This is a genomic window from Streptomyces sp. NPDC029526 (assembly GCF_040637405.1).
Classification (GTDB): domain Bacteria; phylum Actinomycetota; class Actinomycetes; order Streptomycetales; family Streptomycetaceae; genus Streptomyces.
This window is the reverse complement of the sequence record NZ_JBEZWE010000005.1, coordinates 262916-280714: the sequence shown is the minus strand read 5'-3', so window position 1 is coordinate 280714 and position 17799 is coordinate 262916. Positions and strand designations below refer to the sequence as shown.

Genomic DNA, 17799 nt, shown 5'->3' with positions numbered 1-17799 from the left:
TGCCGGGCGACCCGGGGTGGGACGGGAGCGCCCGGTACGCACGCCGGACGCTTCTGAGCAGTGGATAGTAGTTTCCTCATGGTGGAAGTTCAATGTTTTGTTGAGGCGGGGCTCGTCGGCGCGGCGGCGGCTGGCTCTCCGTGCCATCCCGCTCACTCGAGGTGCGCGAGATCCGCCTCGGTGTCGATGTCGTACGCCGCCGCCACGTCCCCGCACTCGACCGCCGTCAACTCGCCCGCGTACTGCCGCAGATAGGCGCGCGCCCCCTGGTCGCCGGTCGCGGTCGCGGCGATGCCCGCCCAGTGCGCGTCACCGAACAGGACCGGATGGCCGCGCACACCCTCGTAGACGGCCGAGACCAGCGAGTCGCCCGCCCGGTACGCGGCGAGGACCCGCGCGACCGCCTCCGCCCCGATCCCCGGCTGGTCCACCAGCGTGACCAGGGCCGCGCGCGCTCCCGTGCCGGCCAGCGAGTCCAGCCCGGCCCGCAGGGACGTGCCCATGCCCTGCTCCCACTCCGGGTTGTCGACGAGGACGCAGCCGGGCAGCGCGGCACGGGCGCGCACCTCCTGCGCCGCCGCACCCAGCACCACGTGCACCCGTGCACAGCCGCCGGCGCGCAGCACCCGCACCGCGTGCTCCACCAGGGGCCGTCCCCGGTGGGTCAGCAGCGCCTTGGGGCGCCCGCCGAGCCGCCGGCCGCCCCCCGCCGCCAGCAGCAGACCCGCCACCGTCGGTACGTCCCCGCCCTCACGCAACTCCGTCATGAGCCCTGCATACCGCACACGCCGGGGCGTGCGCGGGCGGCGCGAGCGGGGCGCGGAAGGGCGCGCGCCGATGGCCGCCCTGGGGCAGAGCGTCACTCTGCGGTGCAACTCGATGACGCAGCGGGCTGGCGCAACGGGCCCGGGGTGGCGTTTACTGGCGCGCACCGGTCGGGCGCGATGCCGGGCCGGGCAGGGAGGCGCACACCGGCGTGCGAGGGGGAGGACCGTGTTGCGGAGCGTCGAGCAGAGGCGGGTGGCAGCAGGGGACCGCGAGGACCCACGGGTGACGGAGCTGCGCACCGCCGTAGCCCGACTGCGTCGCCAACTCGCCGCTTATCCAATGGATTTCCCCGACCGGAGCATCGCGGAGGAGGAGCTCGCCGCCCTCGATGCCCTGGCAGCCGACGGCAGTCGGGACCTGCCCCGGCTGCGGCGCTCCCTGCTGCTGGTCGCCGGGGCGATCGGCTCGATGAGCGCCCTGCGGCGGGGCGTGCAGGACGTGCGCGCCGCCGTCGAACTCCTCGCGGCGCCGCCGCGCGGCTGACCCCGCCGGGATCGTCCGTCCGCCGCCGCGCGGCTGACCCCGGGGGGATCGTCCGTCCGCCGCCGTCCGGTGTCTCCGCGGACGCGGAACGTCGACCGTCGCCCGGAGGTGTTCATCGCTCCGGGTGCTGCCGTCGGCCGGTGCGCTCGCGGGCGTGGGCCGTCCGCCGCCCGGTGCGCTCGCGGGCGTGGGCCCTCCGCCGCCCGGTGCGAGCCGCCCCCGGTGTCCCGCTCGGCGCTGCTCTCGCGGTCAGGCGGTGGTGCCGCCGCCCGCCGCGGTCAGGACCTCCGAAAGTTCCGCTGCCACCTGCTGGAGCACCGGCACGATCCGCTCCGTCGCCGACTCCGTGACCCGCCCGGCCGGGCCCGAGATGGAGATCGCCGCAGCCGTGGGGGAGTCGGGAACCGGCACCGCGAGGCAGCGCACGCCGATCTCCTGCTCGTTGTCGTCGATCGCGTACCCCTGCCGGCGCACGTCCTCGAGCGCCGCGAGGAAGCCCTCCGGTGTCGTGATGGTCCGGTCCGTCGCGGCCGGCATCCCGGTGCGGCCGAGCAGCGCCCGCACCTCCTCGGGAGGGAACCCGGCCAGCAACGCCTTGCCGACACCGGTCGAGTGCGGCAGCACCCGCCGCCCGACCTCGGTGAACATCCGCATCGAGTGCTTCGACGGCACCTGCGCCACATAGACGACCTCGTCGCCGTCGAGCAGCGCCATGTTGGCCGTCTCCCCGGTCTCCTCCACCAAGCGGGCCAGATGCGGACGGGCCCAGGTGCCCAGCAGCCGGGCCGCGGACTCGCCGAGCCGGATCAGCCGCGGACCCAGCGCGTACCGGCGGTTGGGCTGCTGGCGCACGTAACCACAGGCCACGAGGGTGCGCATCAGTCGGTGGATGGTCGGCAGGGGCAGGCCGCTGCTCGCGGACAGCTCGCTGAGGCCGACCTCGCCGCCCGCGTCCGCCATGCGTTCCAGCAGGTCGAAGGCCCGCTCCAGGGACTGGACGCCACCGCTGGGGGCGGACGTCCGGGCGGATTCGTGGGTGCTGGCGCTGGACGTCGGCACGACGCGTTCCTTTCGGGGCGGACGGGCGGGCACGCGGGAAGCCAGAAGCCTACCCGGCGGCCGGACGGCGGCCCGTTCGTGCGGAGGCACGTTCTGTGTGGTGGAAGTCTAATTCCGATTAGTGGAAACATCCAGAGCTGCGGATGCGGGCGCCGCCCGGCGTCCGCGACTCTTGACGGTGGACGGCTCGGGGTGAAGACTCCTTCAACAGAACGTTGAATTCGGCAGGTGGGTCGCGGTCCGGCCGCAGGGCCGACAGGCCACCCCGCCCCGCCCCGGGCGACCCCCGCGCCGACGGAACGCGCGGGCCACGGCGGGCGGCCCCCGCCGGAACGAGGTGCGGGCGGTGCAGCACGAGCACAGACCGGCCGAACCGGCCAGAACCATCGACCCGGCCGAACCGGCCGACCCGGCCGCCGGAGGAGAACCGCGTGGCCGGAATCCGGCGGACCGGTGGACGGACCCGGCCCGGCCCGAGGGCGCGGAAGCGGGCGACGACGGCGGAGCCACCGGGGCCGGAGCCACCGGAGCGGCGACCGCCGGGAGGCGTGCGGCGGGGTGGGCGTGATGCGACCACCCCGGTGGACCGACCGACGACATGGACGAAGAAGCCGACAACGAAGCTGACTGACGAAGCCGACGACGAAGCCGACGAAGAAGCTGACTGACGAAGCCGACGACGAAGCCACCGACGAACGACGCCAAGGCGATCGCCAGAATCCAGATGACGAGGGGGTACGGGTGTCCGACACCGAACTGGTGCTGCGCTCGACGCGCGTGATCACACCGGAGGGCCTCCGTGCCGCGTCCGTCGCGGTCGCCGGCGGCACGATCACCGCCGTCCTGCCGCACGACGTCCCTGTCCCCCGCGGGGCACGTCTGGAGGACGTCGGCGACGACGTCCTGCTGCCGGGCCTGGTCGACACCCACGTCCACGTCAACGACCCCGGCCGCACCGAGTGGGAGGGCTTCTGGACCGCCACCCGCGCCGCCGCGGCCGGCGGCATCACCACCCTCGTCGACATGCCCCTGAACTCGCTGCCGCCCACCACGACGGTGGACCACCTGCGGATCAAGCAGCGGGTCGCCGCCGCACAGGCGCACGTGGACGTCGGGTTCTGGGGTGGTGCGCTGCCGGACAACCTCAAGGACCTGCGCCCGCTCCACGAAGCGGGAGTGTTCGGCTTCAAGGCGTTCCTGTCGCCCTCCGGCGTCGACGAGTTCCCGCACCTCGACCAGGACCGGCTGGCCCGCGTCCTCGCCGAGATCGCCGCCTTCGACGGCCTGCTGATCGTCCACGCCGAGGACCCGCACCACCTCGCCTCCGCCCCGCCCTGCAGCGGCCCCCGGTACGCCGACTTCCTCGCCTCCCGCCCGAGGGGCGCCGAGGACACCGCCATCGCGCGGCTCCTCGGCCTGGCCCGCAGGTTCGGCACGCGCGTGCACATCCTGCACCTGTCCTCCGCGGACGCCCTGCCCCTGATCGCCGAGGCCCGGGCGGACGGGGTGCGCGTGACCGCCGAGACCTGTCCCCACTACCTGACCCTGACCGCCGAGGAGGTCCCGGACGGCGCCAGCGAGTTCAAGTGCTGCCCGCCCATCCGGGAGGCGGCCAACCAGGACCTGCTCTGGCAGGCCCTGGCGGACGGCACCGTGGACTGCGTGGTCACCGACCACTCCCCGTCCACGGCCGACCTGAAGACCGCCGACTTCGGCACCGCCTGGGGCGGCATCTCGAGCCTCCAGCTCAGCCTGTCCGCGGTCTGGACCGAGGCCCGCCGACGCGGCCACGGCCTGGAGGACGTGGTTCGCTGGATGGCGGAGAGCACTTCCCGGCTGGCCGGCCTCGACGACCGCAAGGGCGCGATCGCCCCGGGTCACGACGCCGACTTCGCCGTGCTCGCCCCCGACGCGACCTTCACCGTCGACCCGGCGGCCCTCCAGCACCGCAACCGCGTGACCGCCTACGCGGGCCGGACCCTGCACGGCGTCGTCCGGTCCGCCTGGCTGCGCGGCCGACGCATCATGACCGACGGCGATTTCACCGCACCGGAAGGCCGCCTGCTCACCCGGCACCCCTGACCCCGGCCCCCACACCGGCTCCCGACTCCCGAAAGGCAGGACCCGATCCCCGTGACGGCGAATCTGAGCTTCACCGGCGACGCGCACCCCTACAGCGGCGGCGACCCGTACGCGGACTACCGCACGGCCGACCTCCCCTTCCGCAGGCTCACCGACCTCGCCGACCGGCGGCTCGGGGCCGGTGTCATCGCCGCCAACGACGAGTTCTTCGCCCAGCGCGAGAACCTGATCCTGCCGCAGCGCGCCGAGTTCGACCCCGAGCACTTCGGTCACAAGGGCAAGGTCATGGACGGCTGGGAGACCCGGCGCCGCCGCGGCACCTCGGCCGCCCACCCCTGGCCCGTGGCCGACGACCACGACTGGGCGCTGATCCGGCTCGGCGCGCCCGGCGTCGTCCGCGGCATCGTCGTGGACACCGCCCACTTCCGGGGCAACTACCCCCAGGCCGTGTCCGTCGAGGGCACCTCGGTGGCGGGCTCCCCGTCCCCGGAGGACCTGCTCTCCGACGACGTGAAGTGGACGACGCTCGTCCCGCGCACCCCGGTGGGCGGCCACGCGGCCAACGGTTTCGTCGTCTCCGCCGAGCAGCGCTTCACCCACCTGCGCCTCAAGCAGTACCCCGACGGGGGCGTCGCCCGGCTGCGCGTCCACGGCGAGGTCGTACCGGACCCGGCGTGGCTGACGGCCCTGGGCACCTTCGACGCCGTCGCCCTGGAGAACGGCGGCCGTGTCGAGGACGCCTCCGACCGCTTCTACTCGCCCGCCGACCACACCATCCAGCCCGGCCGCTCCCGCAAGATGGACGACGGCTGGGAGACCCGGCGCCGCCGCGACCGGGGGCACGACTGGATCCGCTACGCGCTGACCGGCCAGGTGGCGGTCCGCGCCCTGGAGATCGACACCGCCTACCTGCTCGGCAACAGCGCGGGCTGGGCCTCGGTGTCGGTCAAGGACGGCGACGACGGCGACTGGCGGGAGATCCTGCCCCGCACCCCGCTCCAGCCCGACACCAACCACCGTTTCGTCCTCCCGGACGCGGCCGTCGGCACCCATGCCCGCGTGGACGTGTTCCCCGACGGCGGCATCTCCCGCCTGCGTCTCTTCGGCTCCCTGACCGACCATGGCGCCGCCGCGCTCAGGGCCCGCCACCAGGAACTGGGCGGCTGACGCGCCGGGACGGGGGCGCCCCGGCCGGCCCCGCCCGCCGGGCCGGGCACTCCCTCGGGGCCGCGCCCCACGCGCGCCGGTCCGTCCCCGCTTGCGGGTGCGCTCCGTGCCGGGCGGGACCGCGCGTGCTCCCGGCCGTGCTGCTCCCGTCCGTCTCCTCGGGCGCGCCGTCGGCGGTGCTCCCGTACGGCGCCCCGGGCGGGTCCCCCGGCGTGTTCCTGCGCGTCTTCCCGAGCGTGTTCCTGGACTGTGAAGAGGTGTGCTCCGTCATGCCCCCATCCCAGAGCCCCCGTGCCCGGAGCACCGGCGGTCGGCGGACGTCGACCTCGGCGCCGGTCCGCGCGACCGATGAGATACGGGCCCCGCGGCGGTCACCACTCCCAGCACGCATCGAACACCTCGAAAGGCAGGTTCCGCCATGGGCCGGCTCGTAGTCACCGCGTTCGTCAGCCTCGACGGCGTCCACCAGGGCCCCGGTGGCCCGGACGAGGACACCCGCGACGGCTTCCGCCAGGGCGGCTGGACCGTCCCCTTCGTCGACGAGACGTTCGGCGCGTTCGCCGCCGAGAACTTCACGCGGGCGGGTGCCTTCCTCCTCGGCCGCCGCACGTACGACATCTTCGCCGCCTACTGGCCCCGGGTCACCGACCCCGGCCACCCGATCGCGGGACCGCTCAACCGGCTGCCGAAGTACGTCGCCTCCCACACGCTCACCGACCCCGGCTGGTCCCCGACGACCGTGATCTCCGACGACCTCGCCGACGAGGTGACCGCGCTCAAGGAGCGCACCGACGGTGAGCTCCAGGTCCACGGAAGCGCCGCCCTCGCCCGGTCCCTGTTCGCCCAGGACCTCGTCGACGCCCTGCACCTGGTGACCTTCCCCGTCGTCCTGGGCGCCGGACGCCGCCTGTTCGGGGAGGGCTTCCTGCCGACCGCCTTCCGCCGCACCGGGGGGACCCTGACCGACACGGGGGTCTCCCTCCAGACGTACGCCCCGGCCGGCCGCCCGGAGTACGGGGCGTTCGACCTGCCGGAGGACGCCTGACGGCAGGGCGGGGACGGCGGGAACGGCGGGAGGGGCGGGAGGGGCGCGTGCGAAGGACACGAGGGACCGGGGCGGCCGGAGGACGCGGCCGCAGGAGCGGGACGGCCGGGGGCCGGACCGGCATACAAGCCGCCAGGCCCGCGGCCCACCGACGCCCGAGGCTCACCGGCGCCCGCGGCCCAGGGCCGCCCGGCCCGTCGGCCTCCGGTCCCCGTCAGCCTGACGGCCGGCCCTCCGCGGCGGCGAACAGGGCGAAGCCCAGCACCAACAGGGCGACGCTCGCGTAGAGCTCGTAGCCGTCGAGGAACCCGACGCGCTGCACCAGCCCCCAGTCCCAGTCGGTGAACGCGCTCACGAGACCGGCCAGCCCTTGCACCACGGCGACGAAACCCAAGAATCCCAGCACCTGCTTCATGCCGTCGACTCTGGCGCCGCCGAGCCCTCCCGGGGATCGGCCGTGGGGCGGTCCCGGGGCGACGAAGGACCATGATCGGCGGCGGTCGGTCCTCCTGAAGTCGGGGCCGCCGCGACTTCGGTCGCCGATCCGCCCGGGACGCGGTCTGCCGGGCGGGTCCCTGCGTAGATTCGTCGACCGTGACTGGTGACAAGGCGGCGACGCGGACCGCCCCGGTGTTCACGGGGCGCCGGTGGTTCTTCCCGTCCGCGCTCCTCCACGAACTCGACCCCGATGCCGACCGCTCCGCGCGCCGCCCCCGACGCACCGTGCGGGACTGGGTCGTCGACTTCGTGTGCTTCCTGCTGGCCGTGCTGGTGGGCCTGCTGGGCGCGGAGACGCTGAGCCGGAGCCCCCACGTCCCGGGCGGGCTGATCGCCGTCGACCAGGTGCTCGGCGCACTGTCCTGCGCCGCCCTCTGGCTGCGGCGCCGATGGCCGCTGGGGCTCGCCGTCGCCATGGTCCCGGTCAGCTTCGTCTCGGAGACCTCCGGCGGGGCGGCCATGATCGCCCTGTTCAGCCTGGCCGTGCACCGCCCCTTCCGCTACGTGGCCTGGGTGAGCGCGGCGATGCTCGGCCTCGTCCCGCTGTACTTCTGGTGGCGCCCCGACCCGGACCTGCCCTACTCCGCCTCGATCGTCCTCCTCGTGGTGCTGACGGGCGCCGTCGTCGGGTGGGGCATGTTCGTACGGTCCAAACGGCAGCTCCTGCTGAGCCTGCGGGACCGCGCCCGGCGGGCGGAGACCGAGGCCCGGCTGCGCGCGGAGCAGGCGCAGCGGCTGGCCCGGGAGGCCATCGCCCGGGAGATGCACGACGTCCTCGCCCACCGGCTGACCCTGCTGAGCGTGCACGCGGGCGCGCTGGAGTTCCGCCCCGACGCCCCGCGCGAGGAGATCGTGCGCGCGGCGGGCGTGATCCGGGAGAGTGCCCACGAGGCACTCCAGGACCTGCGGGAGATCATCGGGGTGCTGCGGGCCGGGGAGTCGGAGGAGGGCGGCCGGCCGCAGCCCACGCTCGCGGCACTGGACACGCTGGTGGCCGAGTCCCGGGAGGCCGGCATGAGGGTCGGCCTGGATCTCCGCGTCCGCGAGGGCGACACCGTGCCCGCCGTCGTCGGCCGCACCGCCTACCGCATCGCCCAGGAGTGCCTGACGAACGCCCGCAAGCACGCCCCCGGCACGGAGGTCACGGTGACCGTCACCGGCGGCCCGGGGGAGGGGCTCGCCGTGACCGTCACCAATCCCCCTCCCGGCGCTGACGCGCCGCCCGTACCCGGCGCCGGACAGGGCCTGATCGGACTCGTCGAACGGGCGACGCTGGCCGGCGGCACCCTGGAGCACGGGCCCGCCCCCGACGGCGGGTTCGCGGTACGGGCACGGCTGCCGTGGCCGTGACCCGGCGGCCGTGCGGCGCCGACCCGACCGGCCCGCGGTGCCGGCCGGGGGCGCACCCGGTGCCGTGCGGCGGCGGTCCGAGGCCGGGCGAGAGAGGCACGTCCGCGGGTCCGGGCGGGGACGCCCCGTGTCCCCGCCCCTCCCTCCCGTGATTACGTACCGTCCATGACTGCGATCAGAGTGCTCCTCGTGGACGACGACCCCCTGGTGCGGGCGGGGTTGTCCTTCATGCTGGGCGGCGCCGACGACATCGACATCGTCGGCGAGGCCGCCGACGGTGAGGAGGTGGGCGACCTCGTCGACCGGACCCGGCCCGACGTCGTCCTGATGGACATCAGGATGCCGACCGTGGACGGCCTCGCCGCGACCGAGGCGCTGCGAGGCCGTGCCGAAGCCCCACAGGTCATCGTGCTCACCACGTTCCACGCCGACGAGCAGGTGCTCCGCGCCCTGCGCGCGGGCGCCGCCGGGTTCGTCCTCAAGGACACCCCGCCCGCCGAGATCGTCGCCGCCGTGCGCCGCGTCGCGGCCGGGGAGCCCGTGCTGTCGCCCGCGGTCACCCGGCAGTTGATGGCCCACGCGGCCGGCTCCGCGGCCGACACCCGCCGCGACCGCGCCCGCGACCGGCTGGCGGTCCTCAACGAGCGGGAGCGCGAGGTCGCCGTCGCCGTCGGCCGGGGCCTCGCCAACGCGGACATCGCGGCGGAGCTGTACCTGAGCGTGGCGACCGTCAAGACCCACGTCTCCCGCATCCTGGCCAAGCTGGACCTCAACAACCGGGTGCAGATCGCCCTGCTGGCCTACGACGCGGGCCTGCCCGAGGAACCGCCCCGGCGGCCGTAGCCTCCGCACCCCCCGACTGCCCGCCCGGCCCCCTCCTTCGTCCACCGTCCCCACTTCCCACGTCCGCACCGAGGAGCCCGAACCGATGCCGTCGACACCCGCACTCGACCTGACCGCCGCCCGGCGCGTCCTGGACAGCCAGCCCTTCAGCAGGCTCGTGGGCGCGCGGGTGACCGACTTCGGGGACGGCGCGGCCACCCTGGAGATCGACATCCGTGAGGAACTGCATCAGCAGAACGGATACGTGCACGGCGGGGTGGTGTCCTACGCCGCCGACAACGCGCTCACCTTCGCGGGCGGCACCGTGCTCGGGGCGCACGTGCTGACCGGCGGTTTCTCCATCCAGTACCTGCGCCCCGCCACCGGACGGACACTGCGCGCCCGCGCCGAGGTGGTGCACGCGGGCCAACGCCGGGCCGTCGTCCGCTGCGACCTGCTCACCGTCGCCGCCGACGGCACGGAGAGCCTCTGCGCCGTGGCCGAGGGCACCGTCCTGCCGGTCAGCGCCCCGAACGGCCTTTGCACACGGGGGAGTCGGGCGTGCTGCCGTGCACAAGGAGGGTTAGACCAGCCGGTCGTCCCCCGGCGGGTGAGCGGGCGACGTGATCGCGGGCCCCTGCCCCGCGCGGGCTCGGCAGCGGGCTCCCGACCACCGGCCGAGGACCCGCCCGGGGCCCGCCTGGGGCCCGCCTGGGGCCAAGGACGGAGACCACCCGCCGCCCGCCCGCTCATCACCCGCCTCAACCGAACGCCGCCTCCCCTCCGCCCGGGATCTCCGCAGGCCGTACCGCCCGGCGCTCCCGCCGGGACAGCTCGCACGCCTCCGCGATGCGCAGCGCCTGGAGGGCCTCCCGTCCGTCGCAGGGGTTGGCCCGCTCACCGCGCACCACCTCCACGAAGGCGATCAGTTCCGCCTCGTAGGCCGGGGCGAACCGCTCCAGGAACCCGGTCCACGGTTTGTCCGCGGCCGGGGGCCCGGTCGGCTCCGTGGACGCGATCGGCGTGCGGTCGTCCAGCCCGACGACGATCTGGTCCCGCTCCCCGGCCAGCTCCATCCGCACGTCGTACCCGGCACCGTTCATGCGGGTCGCCGTGACGGCGGCGAGGGTGCCGTCGTTCAGGGTGAGGAGCACCGCGCCGGTGTCGACGTCGCCCGACTCCCGGAACACCGGGGGCCCGGCGTCCGATCCGGCCGCGTAGACGTCGACGATCTCCCGGCCGGTCACCCAGCGCAGGATGTCGAAGTCGTGGATCAGCGTGTCCCGGTACAGGCCGCCGGACTGCGCCAGGTACCCGGCGGGCGGCGGCTCCGCGTCGCTGGTCATCGCCCGCACCGTGTGCAGACGCCCCAGCCGCCCGGAGCGCACGGCCTCGCGCGCTCCGGTGTAGCCCGCGTCGAACCGGCGCTGGAACCCCATCTGCAGCACCGTCCCCGCCGTCTCCACCTCCGCGATGGCCTGTAACGTCCCCGCCAGGTCCAGGGCGATGGGCTTCTCGCAGAACACCGGGAGACCCGCGCGGGCCGCCCGGCCGATCAGTTCGGCGTGGGCCGGCGTGGCGGTCGTGATCACCACGGCGTCCACGCCCCAGGTGTAGATCTCGTCCACCCCGGGCGCCGCGGTCTCCCCGAGCCGGTGCGCGAGCGCCTGCGCGCGCGCCGGGTCGGCGTCCGTGAGGATCAGCGAGCCGACGTCGCGGTGCCTGCTGAGCGTGTGGGCGTGAATGGTGCCGATGCGGCCTGTACCGATGACCCCGATGCGCATGGAATCAAGGTGCGGCCCCCGACCCTCCCTGTCAATCCGTATGTCCGGACAACCGAACTACACTACTTCCCGTCAACAACCAGCGGGGCTACGCTCGGGCCGTGCCGAAACCAGGAGTGGACCCGACCGGCCGGCTGGAGCTGCGCGTCGACCGCAGTTCCCCCGTCCCGCTGTACTTCCAGCTGTCCCAGCAGCTCGAAGCGGCCATCGAGCACGGCGCACTGACCCCCGGCAGCCTGCTGGGCAACGAGATCGAGCTGGCGGCACGGCTGGGGCTGTCCCGGCCGACCGTCCGCCAGGCCATCCAGTCCCTGGTCGACAAGGGACTCCTGGTGCGACGCCGGGGCGTCGGCACCCAGGTGGTGCACAGCCAGGTCAAGCGCCCCTTGGAACTGAGCAGCCTCTACGACGACCTGGAGGCCGCCGGCCAGCGCCCGGCCACCCGGGTCCTGGTCAACACCGTGGTGACGGCCTCCGCCGAGATCGCCGCCGCGCTGGGCGTTCCCGAGGCGGCCGACGTGCACCGCGTCGAACGGCTCCGGCTGGCCCACGGCGAACCGATGGCGTACCTCTGCAACTACCTGCCCTGCGGCCTCCTCGATCTGGACACCGCGCAGTTGGAGGCGACCGGGCTCTACCGGCTGATGCGGGCCGCGGGCATCACCCTGCACAGCGCCCGTCAGACCATCGGGGCCCGCGCCGCCACCGCCGCCGAGGCCGAGCGGCTCGGCGAGGACACCGGCGACCCGCTGCTGACCATGCAGCGGGTCACCTTCGACGACACCGGCCGTGCGGTCGAGTACGGCACCCACACCTACCGGCCCGACCGCTACTCCTTCGAGTTCCAGCTGCTCGTCCGGTCCTGAGGAGGCGAGGTCCGGAGGCCCCGTGAACTCGAGGGCCCGTGAGCTTGAGGCCTCGTGAGCCAGAGGGCCCGTGAGGTGTCGAGTGCCGGTGAGCCTGAGGGTCCGTGAGTTCGAGGGCTGGTGGCTCGGGGACCTGCGGTCCTGCGGTCCTGCCGTCGTCGAACCCCTTGGGTACGCCGTCGTCGGCTCCCCGGGTCCGCCGTCGTCGGAGTCCCCGGATCCGCCGTCGTCGGGTCCCCGGGGCCGCCGTCGTGAGGTCCGGGAGCGCGGGCCCGGGACTCCGCGCCGTGCCGTTCCCGGAGGGCGGCCGTGCGGTGGTCACATTGTCCGGACAAGTGGACGTTCGAACCCGTGGCACCCAGTGGAGCGCCCTCCGGCGGCCTCTCGTGACGCTCCGTACCGCACCGGCCAACCGACGGTCCGCGGCGGAAAATGATCCACACCACCCTGACCTTGCGCGTACCGCAATCGGGCCACGCGTGCGGCAGAATCGCACCCGATGAGCACCTACCGCGACTTCACCGCCCCCATCGGCTCCCGCCGTGCCCCGGTCCTGCGAACCGTCGGCACCCGGGAGCGACGCTCACACCTGTCGGCCCCCCGGGTGCCGACCGTGGGCATCGACATCGGCGGTACGAAGGTCATGGCGGGTGTCGTCGACGCCGACGGCAACATCCTGGAGAAGCTGCGCACGGAGACGCCGGACAAGTCCAAGAGTCCCAAAGTGGTCGAGGACACCATCGTCGAACTGGTGCTGGACCTGTCCGACCGGCACGACGTGCACGCCGTCGGGATCGGCGCGGCCGGCTGGGTCGACGCCGACCGCAACCGCGTGCTGTTCGCCCCCCACCTGTCCTGGCGCAACGAGCCCCTGCGGGACCGTCTGGCGGGGCGCCTCGCCGTCCCGGTCCTGGTCGACAACGACGCGAACTCCGCCGCCTGGGCCGAGTGGCGCTTCGGGGCCGGCCGCGGTGAGGACCACCTCGTGATGATCACGCTGGGCACCGGCATCGGCGGCGCGATCCTGGAGGACGGCCAGGTCAAGCGGGGGAAGTACGGCGTCGCGGGCGAGTTCGGACACATGCAGGTCGTGCCCGGCGGCCACCGCTGCCCCTGCGGCAACCGCGGCTGCTGGGAGCAGTACAGCTCCGGCAACGCCCTGGTCCGCGAGGCACGGGAGCTGGCCGCCGCCGACTCGCCCGTCGCGTACGGGATCATCGAGCACGTCAAAGGGAACATCGCCGAGATCAGCGGCCCGATGATCACCGAGCTTGCCCGGGACGGCGACGCGATGTGCATCGAGCTGCTCCAGGACATCGGCCAGTGGCTCGGGGTGGGCATCGCCAACCTGGCCGCCGCCCTCGACCCCTCGTGCTTCGTCGTCGGCGGCGGTGTCTCGGCCGCCGACGACCTGCTCATCGGCCCGGCGCGCGACGCCTTCAAACGCCACCTCACCGGTCGCGGCTACCGTCCCGAGGCGCACATCGTCCGCGCCCAGCTCGGCCCCGAGGCCGGCATGGTCGGGGCCGCCGACCTCGCGCGCCTGGTCGCCCGCCGCTTCCGGCGCGCCAAGCGCCGCCGCGTGGAGCGGTACGAGCGCTACGAGCGGTACGTGGAGTCGCGCCGCACCGCGAAGGAGGCCATGTGACCGGCGACCTGTCCCAGCACAGCGGGCTGCCCGGGAGGCCCCGGCCGCCCGAGGACCGGCGGCACATGATCCGCCGCCGGGCCCTCACGCTGCTCATCATCGTGCTGCTGATCGGCATCCCCGCCGGCTACCTGGTGGTCTCCGGGGCCCAGAGCCGCGCCAGCGGCAAGGACAAGGCGGCCAAGTACGCGGCCACCGGCCTGACCGAGGGCTGGCCGTCGAAGGTGCAGCGGCGCATCTACCAGGTGCCCATCCCGCACCCGGCGTCGTGGGTGGCGTACTACGAGACCAACAACTGGAAGACCAGCCGCCTCTACGTCGAGTTCGAGACCACCGACGCGGGCCTGAACACCTTCCTCACCAGCCTCGGCACCACCGTGGACGACCTCGACGAGGGCAAGATCCCCATCAACGAGCGGGACCGCGGGATCACCGGCTGGCGGTTCGACGGCCCCGGCGCCTGGTCGGGCCTCACCCGCGAGCGGAAGAACCCGGCGCCCTCGCACGACATCGTGGTCAACCGGTCCAAGCCCGGCCTGCCCCGGGTGTACGTCGTCGCCGAGACGGTGCCCTGATCCGCCGCCGTTGACGCCGTCGCCGACGTCGGCGACGCCTGCGTCGTGGGGTGCGGAAGGGAGTCCGGACCGCGCGCCCGTTGCCCGGCGGTCGCGGGCGCTCGGCGTCGGAGCCTGTCAACGGGTTCCCGTTGCCGATCGCGTTGTCAGACCTCGCCCGTAGAGTCGAAGACAGGTGAAGGGGCGCGTCGGCCATCCGGTCGGCGTGGCCATGTCGAGGAGCGGGCACGCGCGGGCGGGAGGTGACCAGGAGCGATGAACGGCGACAGCGCACGGGTGGGCACCGGCGCGAGGACGGTGGCCGGGGCGACGGGCGGCCCGGGGGGCGGGACCCCGGTCCCGGTACGGCTCGCGGCCGTCTTCCTGCCCGCGCCGGTGCCGCGCGAGGGCCGCGTCGCCTTCTGGGACCCGCACGACACGGACGGGACAGACGGGTCGAACGGGACAGACGAGACAGACGGGACAGGCAGGTCGGACGGGTCGGACGACAGGGACCGGACGGACGGCCCGGAGCGCACCGACGGAACCGGCAGCACCCACGTCGCCGACGTCCCGGACCTCACCGACCTCACCGTGGTCCGCCCGCACGGCTCCGGTGTACGGCGTCGCACCGCACCCGCCCGCACCCTGCCCCTGGAGGAGGCCCTGCCGCTGCTGGTCGCCGCGCGCCACGACCTCGCCGTCCACCCCGCCACCGCCTGCTGGGGCGCCGCCGGACTGCTCGCACTGCGGCTCACGGCACGCGGGCGGCTCCTGCCCGGCCTCACCGCCGACGGCCACGACGCCTGGCGCGCGGGCCCCCTCGACCCGGACGAAGTGGCCCACCTGCGCGCGGTGGCCGCCGCCCTGCCCCCCGAGGGGCACGCCGTCCCGCTGCCCGGCCCCGGCCCGATCCGGCTGCCCACCCCGGAGGCCCTCGTCCGCGCCTTCCTGGACGCCGTGGCCGACCTCCTGCCGCGCACTCCGGCGGCGGCCCACGCCTGCGGACCGGCGTTCGCCGGACGTGCACCCCGGCGACTGCCCGGCGCCCGTGACTGGGCCGCCGAGGTCGCCGCCGGGATGGACGCGGGCGTCCGCATCTCGCTGCGGCTGGACCTGTCGGCGTACGACCTGTTCGACGGCTCCGGTGACACGGCGGGGGAGCAGCGGGAGCGCCGCCGTGCCTCCCGGCACGCGGGCGCGGCGGTCGTGCAGGTGCACAGCCTGGCCGACCCGACCCTGGTGGCGGACGCGGCGGCCCTGTGGGCGGGAGAGGCGGACAGCGCCTTCGGACCGCGGGCCCGGGTGGACGCCGCCCTCGCCGTCCGCCGCGCGGCCCGCGTCTGGCCGCCCCTGGACCGGTTGTCCGACCAGGAGGCGCCCGACGTACTGGCCCTGTCCGAGGACGAGTTGACCGACCTGCTCGGGGTCGCGGCGACCCGGCTCGCCGCGGCCGGAGTCGCCGTGCACTGGCCCCGGGACCTCGCACAGGACCTCAGCGCCACCGCCGTCGTCCGCCCGGCCCCCGGCTCCGCGACCGACGGGAGCGGCTTCCTGGAGAGCGAGCAGCTGCTGACCTTCGGCTGGCAGGTCGCGCTGCGCGGTGACCCGCTCACCGAGGCCGAGATGGACGTCCTGGCCGAGGCCCACCGCCCGGTGGTGCGGCTGCGCGACCAGTGGGTGCTCGTCGACCCCGCCCTCGTCCGCAAGGCCCGCAAACGGGATCTGGGCCTGCTCGACCCGGTCGACGCGCTGTCCGTCGCCCTCACCGGCAGCGCCGAGGTCGACGGCGAGACCGTCGAGGCCGTCCCGGCCGGCGCGCTCGCCGTCCTCCGCGACCGCCTGACCGCGGGCGTCCGCCCCGCCGCACCCCCGCCCGGCCTCGCCGCCACCCTGCGGGACTACCAACTGCGCGGCCTGGCCTGGCTGGAGCTCATGACCTCCCTCGGCCTCGGCGGCTGCCTCGCCGACGACATGGGCCTGGGCAAGACCGTCACCCTCATCGCCCTCCACCTGAAGCGGGCCCGCCCCGAGCCGACGCTGGTCGTCTGCCCGGCCTCCCTGCTCGGCAACTGGCAGCGGGAGATCACCCGCTTCGCGCCGGGCGTCCCCGTACGCCGTTTCCACGGCCCCGACCGCAGCCTGGACGGCCTGGCCGGCGGCTTCGTCCTCACCACCTACGGCACCATGCGCTCGGCCGCCCCCGTCCTGGCCGAGCGGAGCTGGGGCATGGTCGTCGCCGACGAGGCCCAGCACGTCAAGAACCCGCACTCGGCCACCGCCAAGGCCCTGCGCACCATCCCGGCACCCGCCCGCGTCGCCCTGACCGGCACCCCCGTCGAGAACAACCTCTCCGAACTGTGGGCCCTGCTCGACTGGACGACCCCCGGCCTCCTCGGCCCCCTGAAGTCCTTCCGCGCCCGGCACGCGCGCGCCGTGGAGAGCGGCGAGGACGACGAGGCCGCCCAGCGGCTGGCCCGCCTGGTGCGCCCCTTCCTGCTGCGGCGCAAGAAGTCCGACCCGGGCATCGTGCCCGAACTCCCGCCCAAGACCGAGACCGACCACCCCGTGCCCCTCACCCGCGAACAGGCCGCGCTGTACGAGGCGGTGGTGCGCGAGTCGATGCTCGCCATCGAGACCGCCCGGGGCATGGGGCGCCGCGGCCTGGTGCTGAAGCTGCTGACCTCGCTCAAGCAGATCTGCGACCACCCGGCCCTGTACCTCAAGGAGGACCACGCGGCGGCGGACGACGGCCGGCTCGCCCAGCGCTCGGGCAAACTGGCCCTGCTGGACGAGCTGTTGGACACCGTCCTCGCCGAGGACGGCTCGGCCCTGGTGTTCACCCAGTACGTCGGGATGGCCCGTCTGATCACCACGCACCTCACCGGGCGCGCGGTGCCCGTCGAACTCCTCCACGGCGGTACGCCGGTGGCCGAGCGCGAGCGGATGGTGGACCGCTTCCAGAGCGGAGCCACCCCCGTCCTCGTCCTCTCGCTGAAGGCGGCCGGCACCGGCCTGAACCTCACCCGCGCGGGCCACGTCGTCCACGTCGACCGCTGGTGGAACCCCGCGGTCGAGGAACAGGCCACCGACCGCGCCTACCGCATCGGCCAGACCCAGCCCGTCCAGGTGCACCGCCTGGTCACGGAGGGCACGGTGGAGGACCGCATCGCCGAGATGCTGGAGGCCAAGCGCGCCCTCGCCGACGCGATCCTCGGCTCCGGGGAGTCCGCGCTGACCGAACTGACCGACCGTGAGCTGACCGATCTGGTCTCCCTGAGGAGGCCGTCATGACCCCGCCCTCCGCAGCCGATGCCCCCCGCCCGTCGGACCGGGCCCGCGAGGCCCTCCGGGCGGCCCGCGCGGCGATGCGCGCACGCGAGGAGGCGGGCTCGGGCCCCGGCGCGGACGCCCCGGCCGGCGCGGCGGACGCGGCGGCGGAGACCGGCGCCGTGGACGTGCCCTCCCCGGAGCCGGCCGACCCCGCTCACCGGGCTGCGGAGACCGCCGACTCGGGAGCTTCGGCCTCGGCCGCGGACGCGGACGCCGGAACGCCGGGCGCGGGAGCACCGCGCGGGCGGGACGAGGACCGTCGGGAGCCCGGTCGTGCCAC

At 74.8% G+C, this 17799-nt stretch carries 14 protein-coding genes and 1 pseudogene; 11 read left to right on the top strand and 4 right to left on the bottom strand.

Annotated elements, in window-relative coordinates:
• Nucleotides 1-152: 152 nt before the first annotated feature.
• On the bottom strand, nucleotides 153-767 hold the full coding sequence (locus AB0F01_RS15815) for a nucleotidyltransferase family protein (RefSeq protein ID WP_362095032.1): 615 nt from the start codon (nucleotides 765-767) through the stop codon (nucleotides 153-155).
• On the opposite strand from AB0F01_RS15815, the gene AB0F01_RS15810 reads away from it, so the two are divergent.
• Nucleotides 766-1311, top strand: coding sequence for a DUF5955 family protein (locus AB0F01_RS15810; RefSeq protein ID WP_362095030.1), 546 nt, complete (start codon nucleotides 766-768; stop codon nucleotides 1309-1311). The two genes, AB0F01_RS15815 and AB0F01_RS15810, sit on opposite strands and share 2 nt — an antisense overlap.
• A 249-nt stretch (nucleotides 1312-1560) precedes the next feature.
• On the opposite strand, the gene AB0F01_RS15805 is transcribed toward AB0F01_RS15810, so the two are convergent.
• A complete protein-coding gene (locus tag AB0F01_RS15805; RefSeq protein WP_362095029.1) occupies nucleotides 1561-2370 on the bottom strand; it encodes an IclR family transcriptional regulator in 810 nt (269 codons plus the stop codon).
• Between the two features lie 741 nt (nucleotides 2371-3111).
• Here AB0F01_RS15805 and allB point away from each other — a divergent pair.
• From allB to AB0F01_RS15790, 3 genes are all read left to right on the top strand, one after another.
• The gene (gene allB, locus AB0F01_RS15800; protein WP_362095026.1) at nucleotides 3112-4452 is read left to right on the top strand and encodes an allantoinase AllB; all 1341 of its coding nucleotides are present in this window, start codon (nucleotides 3112-3114) and stop codon (nucleotides 4450-4452) included.
• A 51-nt stretch (nucleotides 4453-4503) separates the two neighbouring features.
• Nucleotides 4504-5619, top strand: a complete 1116-nt coding sequence (gene alc / locus AB0F01_RS15795; protein WP_362095024.1) for an allantoicase — start codon at nucleotides 4504-4506, stop codon at nucleotides 5617-5619.
• Nucleotides 5620-6037: 418 nt separating this feature from the next.
• Complete coding sequence (locus tag AB0F01_RS15790) at nucleotides 6038-6664, top strand: dihydrofolate reductase family protein (protein ID WP_362095021.1); 627 nt, start codon at nucleotides 6038-6040, stop codon at nucleotides 6662-6664.
• Nucleotides 6665-6878: 214 nt separating this feature from the next.
• Here AB0F01_RS15790 and AB0F01_RS15785 read toward each other — a convergent pair whose 3' ends face one another.
• The gene (locus AB0F01_RS15785) at nucleotides 6879-7079 is read right to left on the bottom strand and encodes a hypothetical protein (protein ID WP_362095018.1); all 201 of its coding nucleotides are present in this window, start codon (nucleotides 7077-7079) and stop codon (nucleotides 6879-6881) included.
• A 179-nt stretch (nucleotides 7080-7258) separates the two neighbouring features.
• Between AB0F01_RS15785 and AB0F01_RS15780 the strand changes: the two genes are divergently transcribed.
• The 3 genes and pseudogenes from AB0F01_RS15780 to AB0F01_RS15770 form a co-directional block, all read left to right on the top strand.
• Nucleotides 7259-8512: a histidine kinase gene (locus AB0F01_RS15780; protein ID WP_362095015.1), complete on the top strand. Its 1254-nt coding sequence runs from the start codon at nucleotides 7259-7261 to the stop codon at nucleotides 8510-8512.
• 165 nt (nucleotides 8513-8677) lie between these two features.
• Nucleotides 8678-9355, top strand: coding sequence for a response regulator transcription factor (locus AB0F01_RS15775; protein WP_362095012.1), 678 nt, complete (start codon nucleotides 8678-8680; stop codon nucleotides 9353-9355).
• An 85-nt stretch (nucleotides 9356-9440) separates the two neighbouring features.
• Nucleotides 9441-9857 (top strand): annotated as a pseudogene (locus AB0F01_RS15770) (PaaI family thioesterase); the annotation flags it as partial.
• A gap of 238 nt (nucleotides 9858-10095) precedes the next feature.
• On the opposite strand, the gene AB0F01_RS15765 reads toward AB0F01_RS15770, so the two are convergent.
• Nucleotides 10096-11118: a Gfo/Idh/MocA family oxidoreductase gene (locus AB0F01_RS15765; protein WP_362095009.1), complete on the bottom strand. Its 1023-nt coding sequence runs from the start codon at nucleotides 11116-11118 to the stop codon at nucleotides 10096-10098.
• 116 nt (nucleotides 11119-11234) lie between these two features.
• On the opposite strand from AB0F01_RS15765, the gene AB0F01_RS15760 reads away from it, so the two are divergent.
• The 4 genes from AB0F01_RS15760 (at nucleotide 11235) to AB0F01_RS15745 (ending at nucleotide 17480) form a co-directional block, all read left to right on the top strand.
• Nucleotides 11235-11984, top strand: a complete 750-nt coding sequence (locus tag AB0F01_RS15760; protein WP_362095254.1) for a GntR family transcriptional regulator — start codon at nucleotides 11235-11237, stop codon at nucleotides 11982-11984.
• A gap of 499 nt (nucleotides 11985-12483) precedes the next feature.
• Nucleotides 12484-13632: an ROK family glucokinase gene (locus tag AB0F01_RS15755; protein ID WP_362095006.1), complete on the top strand. Its 1149-nt coding sequence runs from the start codon at nucleotides 12484-12486 to the stop codon at nucleotides 13630-13632.
• Nucleotides 13629-14207, top strand: coding sequence for a sugar kinase (locus AB0F01_RS15750; RefSeq protein WP_362095003.1), 579 nt, complete (start codon nucleotides 13629-13631; stop codon nucleotides 14205-14207). The genes AB0F01_RS15755 and AB0F01_RS15750 overlap by 4 nt, the downstream gene beginning before the upstream one ends.
• Nucleotides 14208-14462: 255 nt before the next feature.
• Nucleotides 14463-17480, top strand: coding sequence for a DEAD/DEAH box helicase (locus AB0F01_RS15745; protein ID WP_362095000.1), 3018 nt, complete (start codon nucleotides 14463-14465; stop codon nucleotides 17478-17480).
• The last annotated feature ends 319 nt before the right edge of the window (nucleotides 17481-17799 follow it).

What these genes read in the sequence shown, in the direction of transcription:
- AB0F01_RS15785 (WP_362095018.1), bottom strand. Translation starts at nt 7,079, where the DNA reads ATGAAGCAGGTGCTGGGATTCTTGGGTTTCGTCGCCGTGGTGCAAGGG.
- AB0F01_RS15775 (WP_362095012.1), top strand. Translation starts at nt 8,678, where the DNA reads ATGACTGCGATCAGAGTGCTCCTCGTGGACGACGACCCCCTGGTGCGG.
- AB0F01_RS15765 (WP_362095009.1), bottom strand. Translation starts at nt 11,118, where the DNA reads ATGCGCATCGGGGTCATCGGTACAGGCCGCATCGGCACCATTCACGCC.
- AB0F01_RS15815 (WP_362095032.1), bottom strand. Translation starts at nt 767, where the DNA reads ATGACGGAGTTGCGTGAGGGCGGGGACGTACCGACGGTGGCGGGTCTG.
- AB0F01_RS15745 (WP_362095000.1), top strand. Translation starts at nt 14,463, where the DNA reads ATGAACGGCGACAGCGCACGGGTGGGCACCGGCGCGAGGACGGTGGCC.
- AB0F01_RS15755 (WP_362095006.1), top strand. Translation starts at nt 12,484, where the DNA reads ATGAGCACCTACCGCGACTTCACCGCCCCCATCGGCTCCCGCCGTGCC.
- AB0F01_RS15810 (WP_362095030.1), top strand. Translation starts at nt 766, where the DNA reads ATGAGCCCTGCATACCGCACACGCCGGGGCGTGCGCGGGCGGCGCGAG.
- AB0F01_RS15790 (WP_362095021.1), top strand. Translation starts at nt 6,038, where the DNA reads ATGGGCCGGCTCGTAGTCACCGCGTTCGTCAGCCTCGACGGCGTCCAC.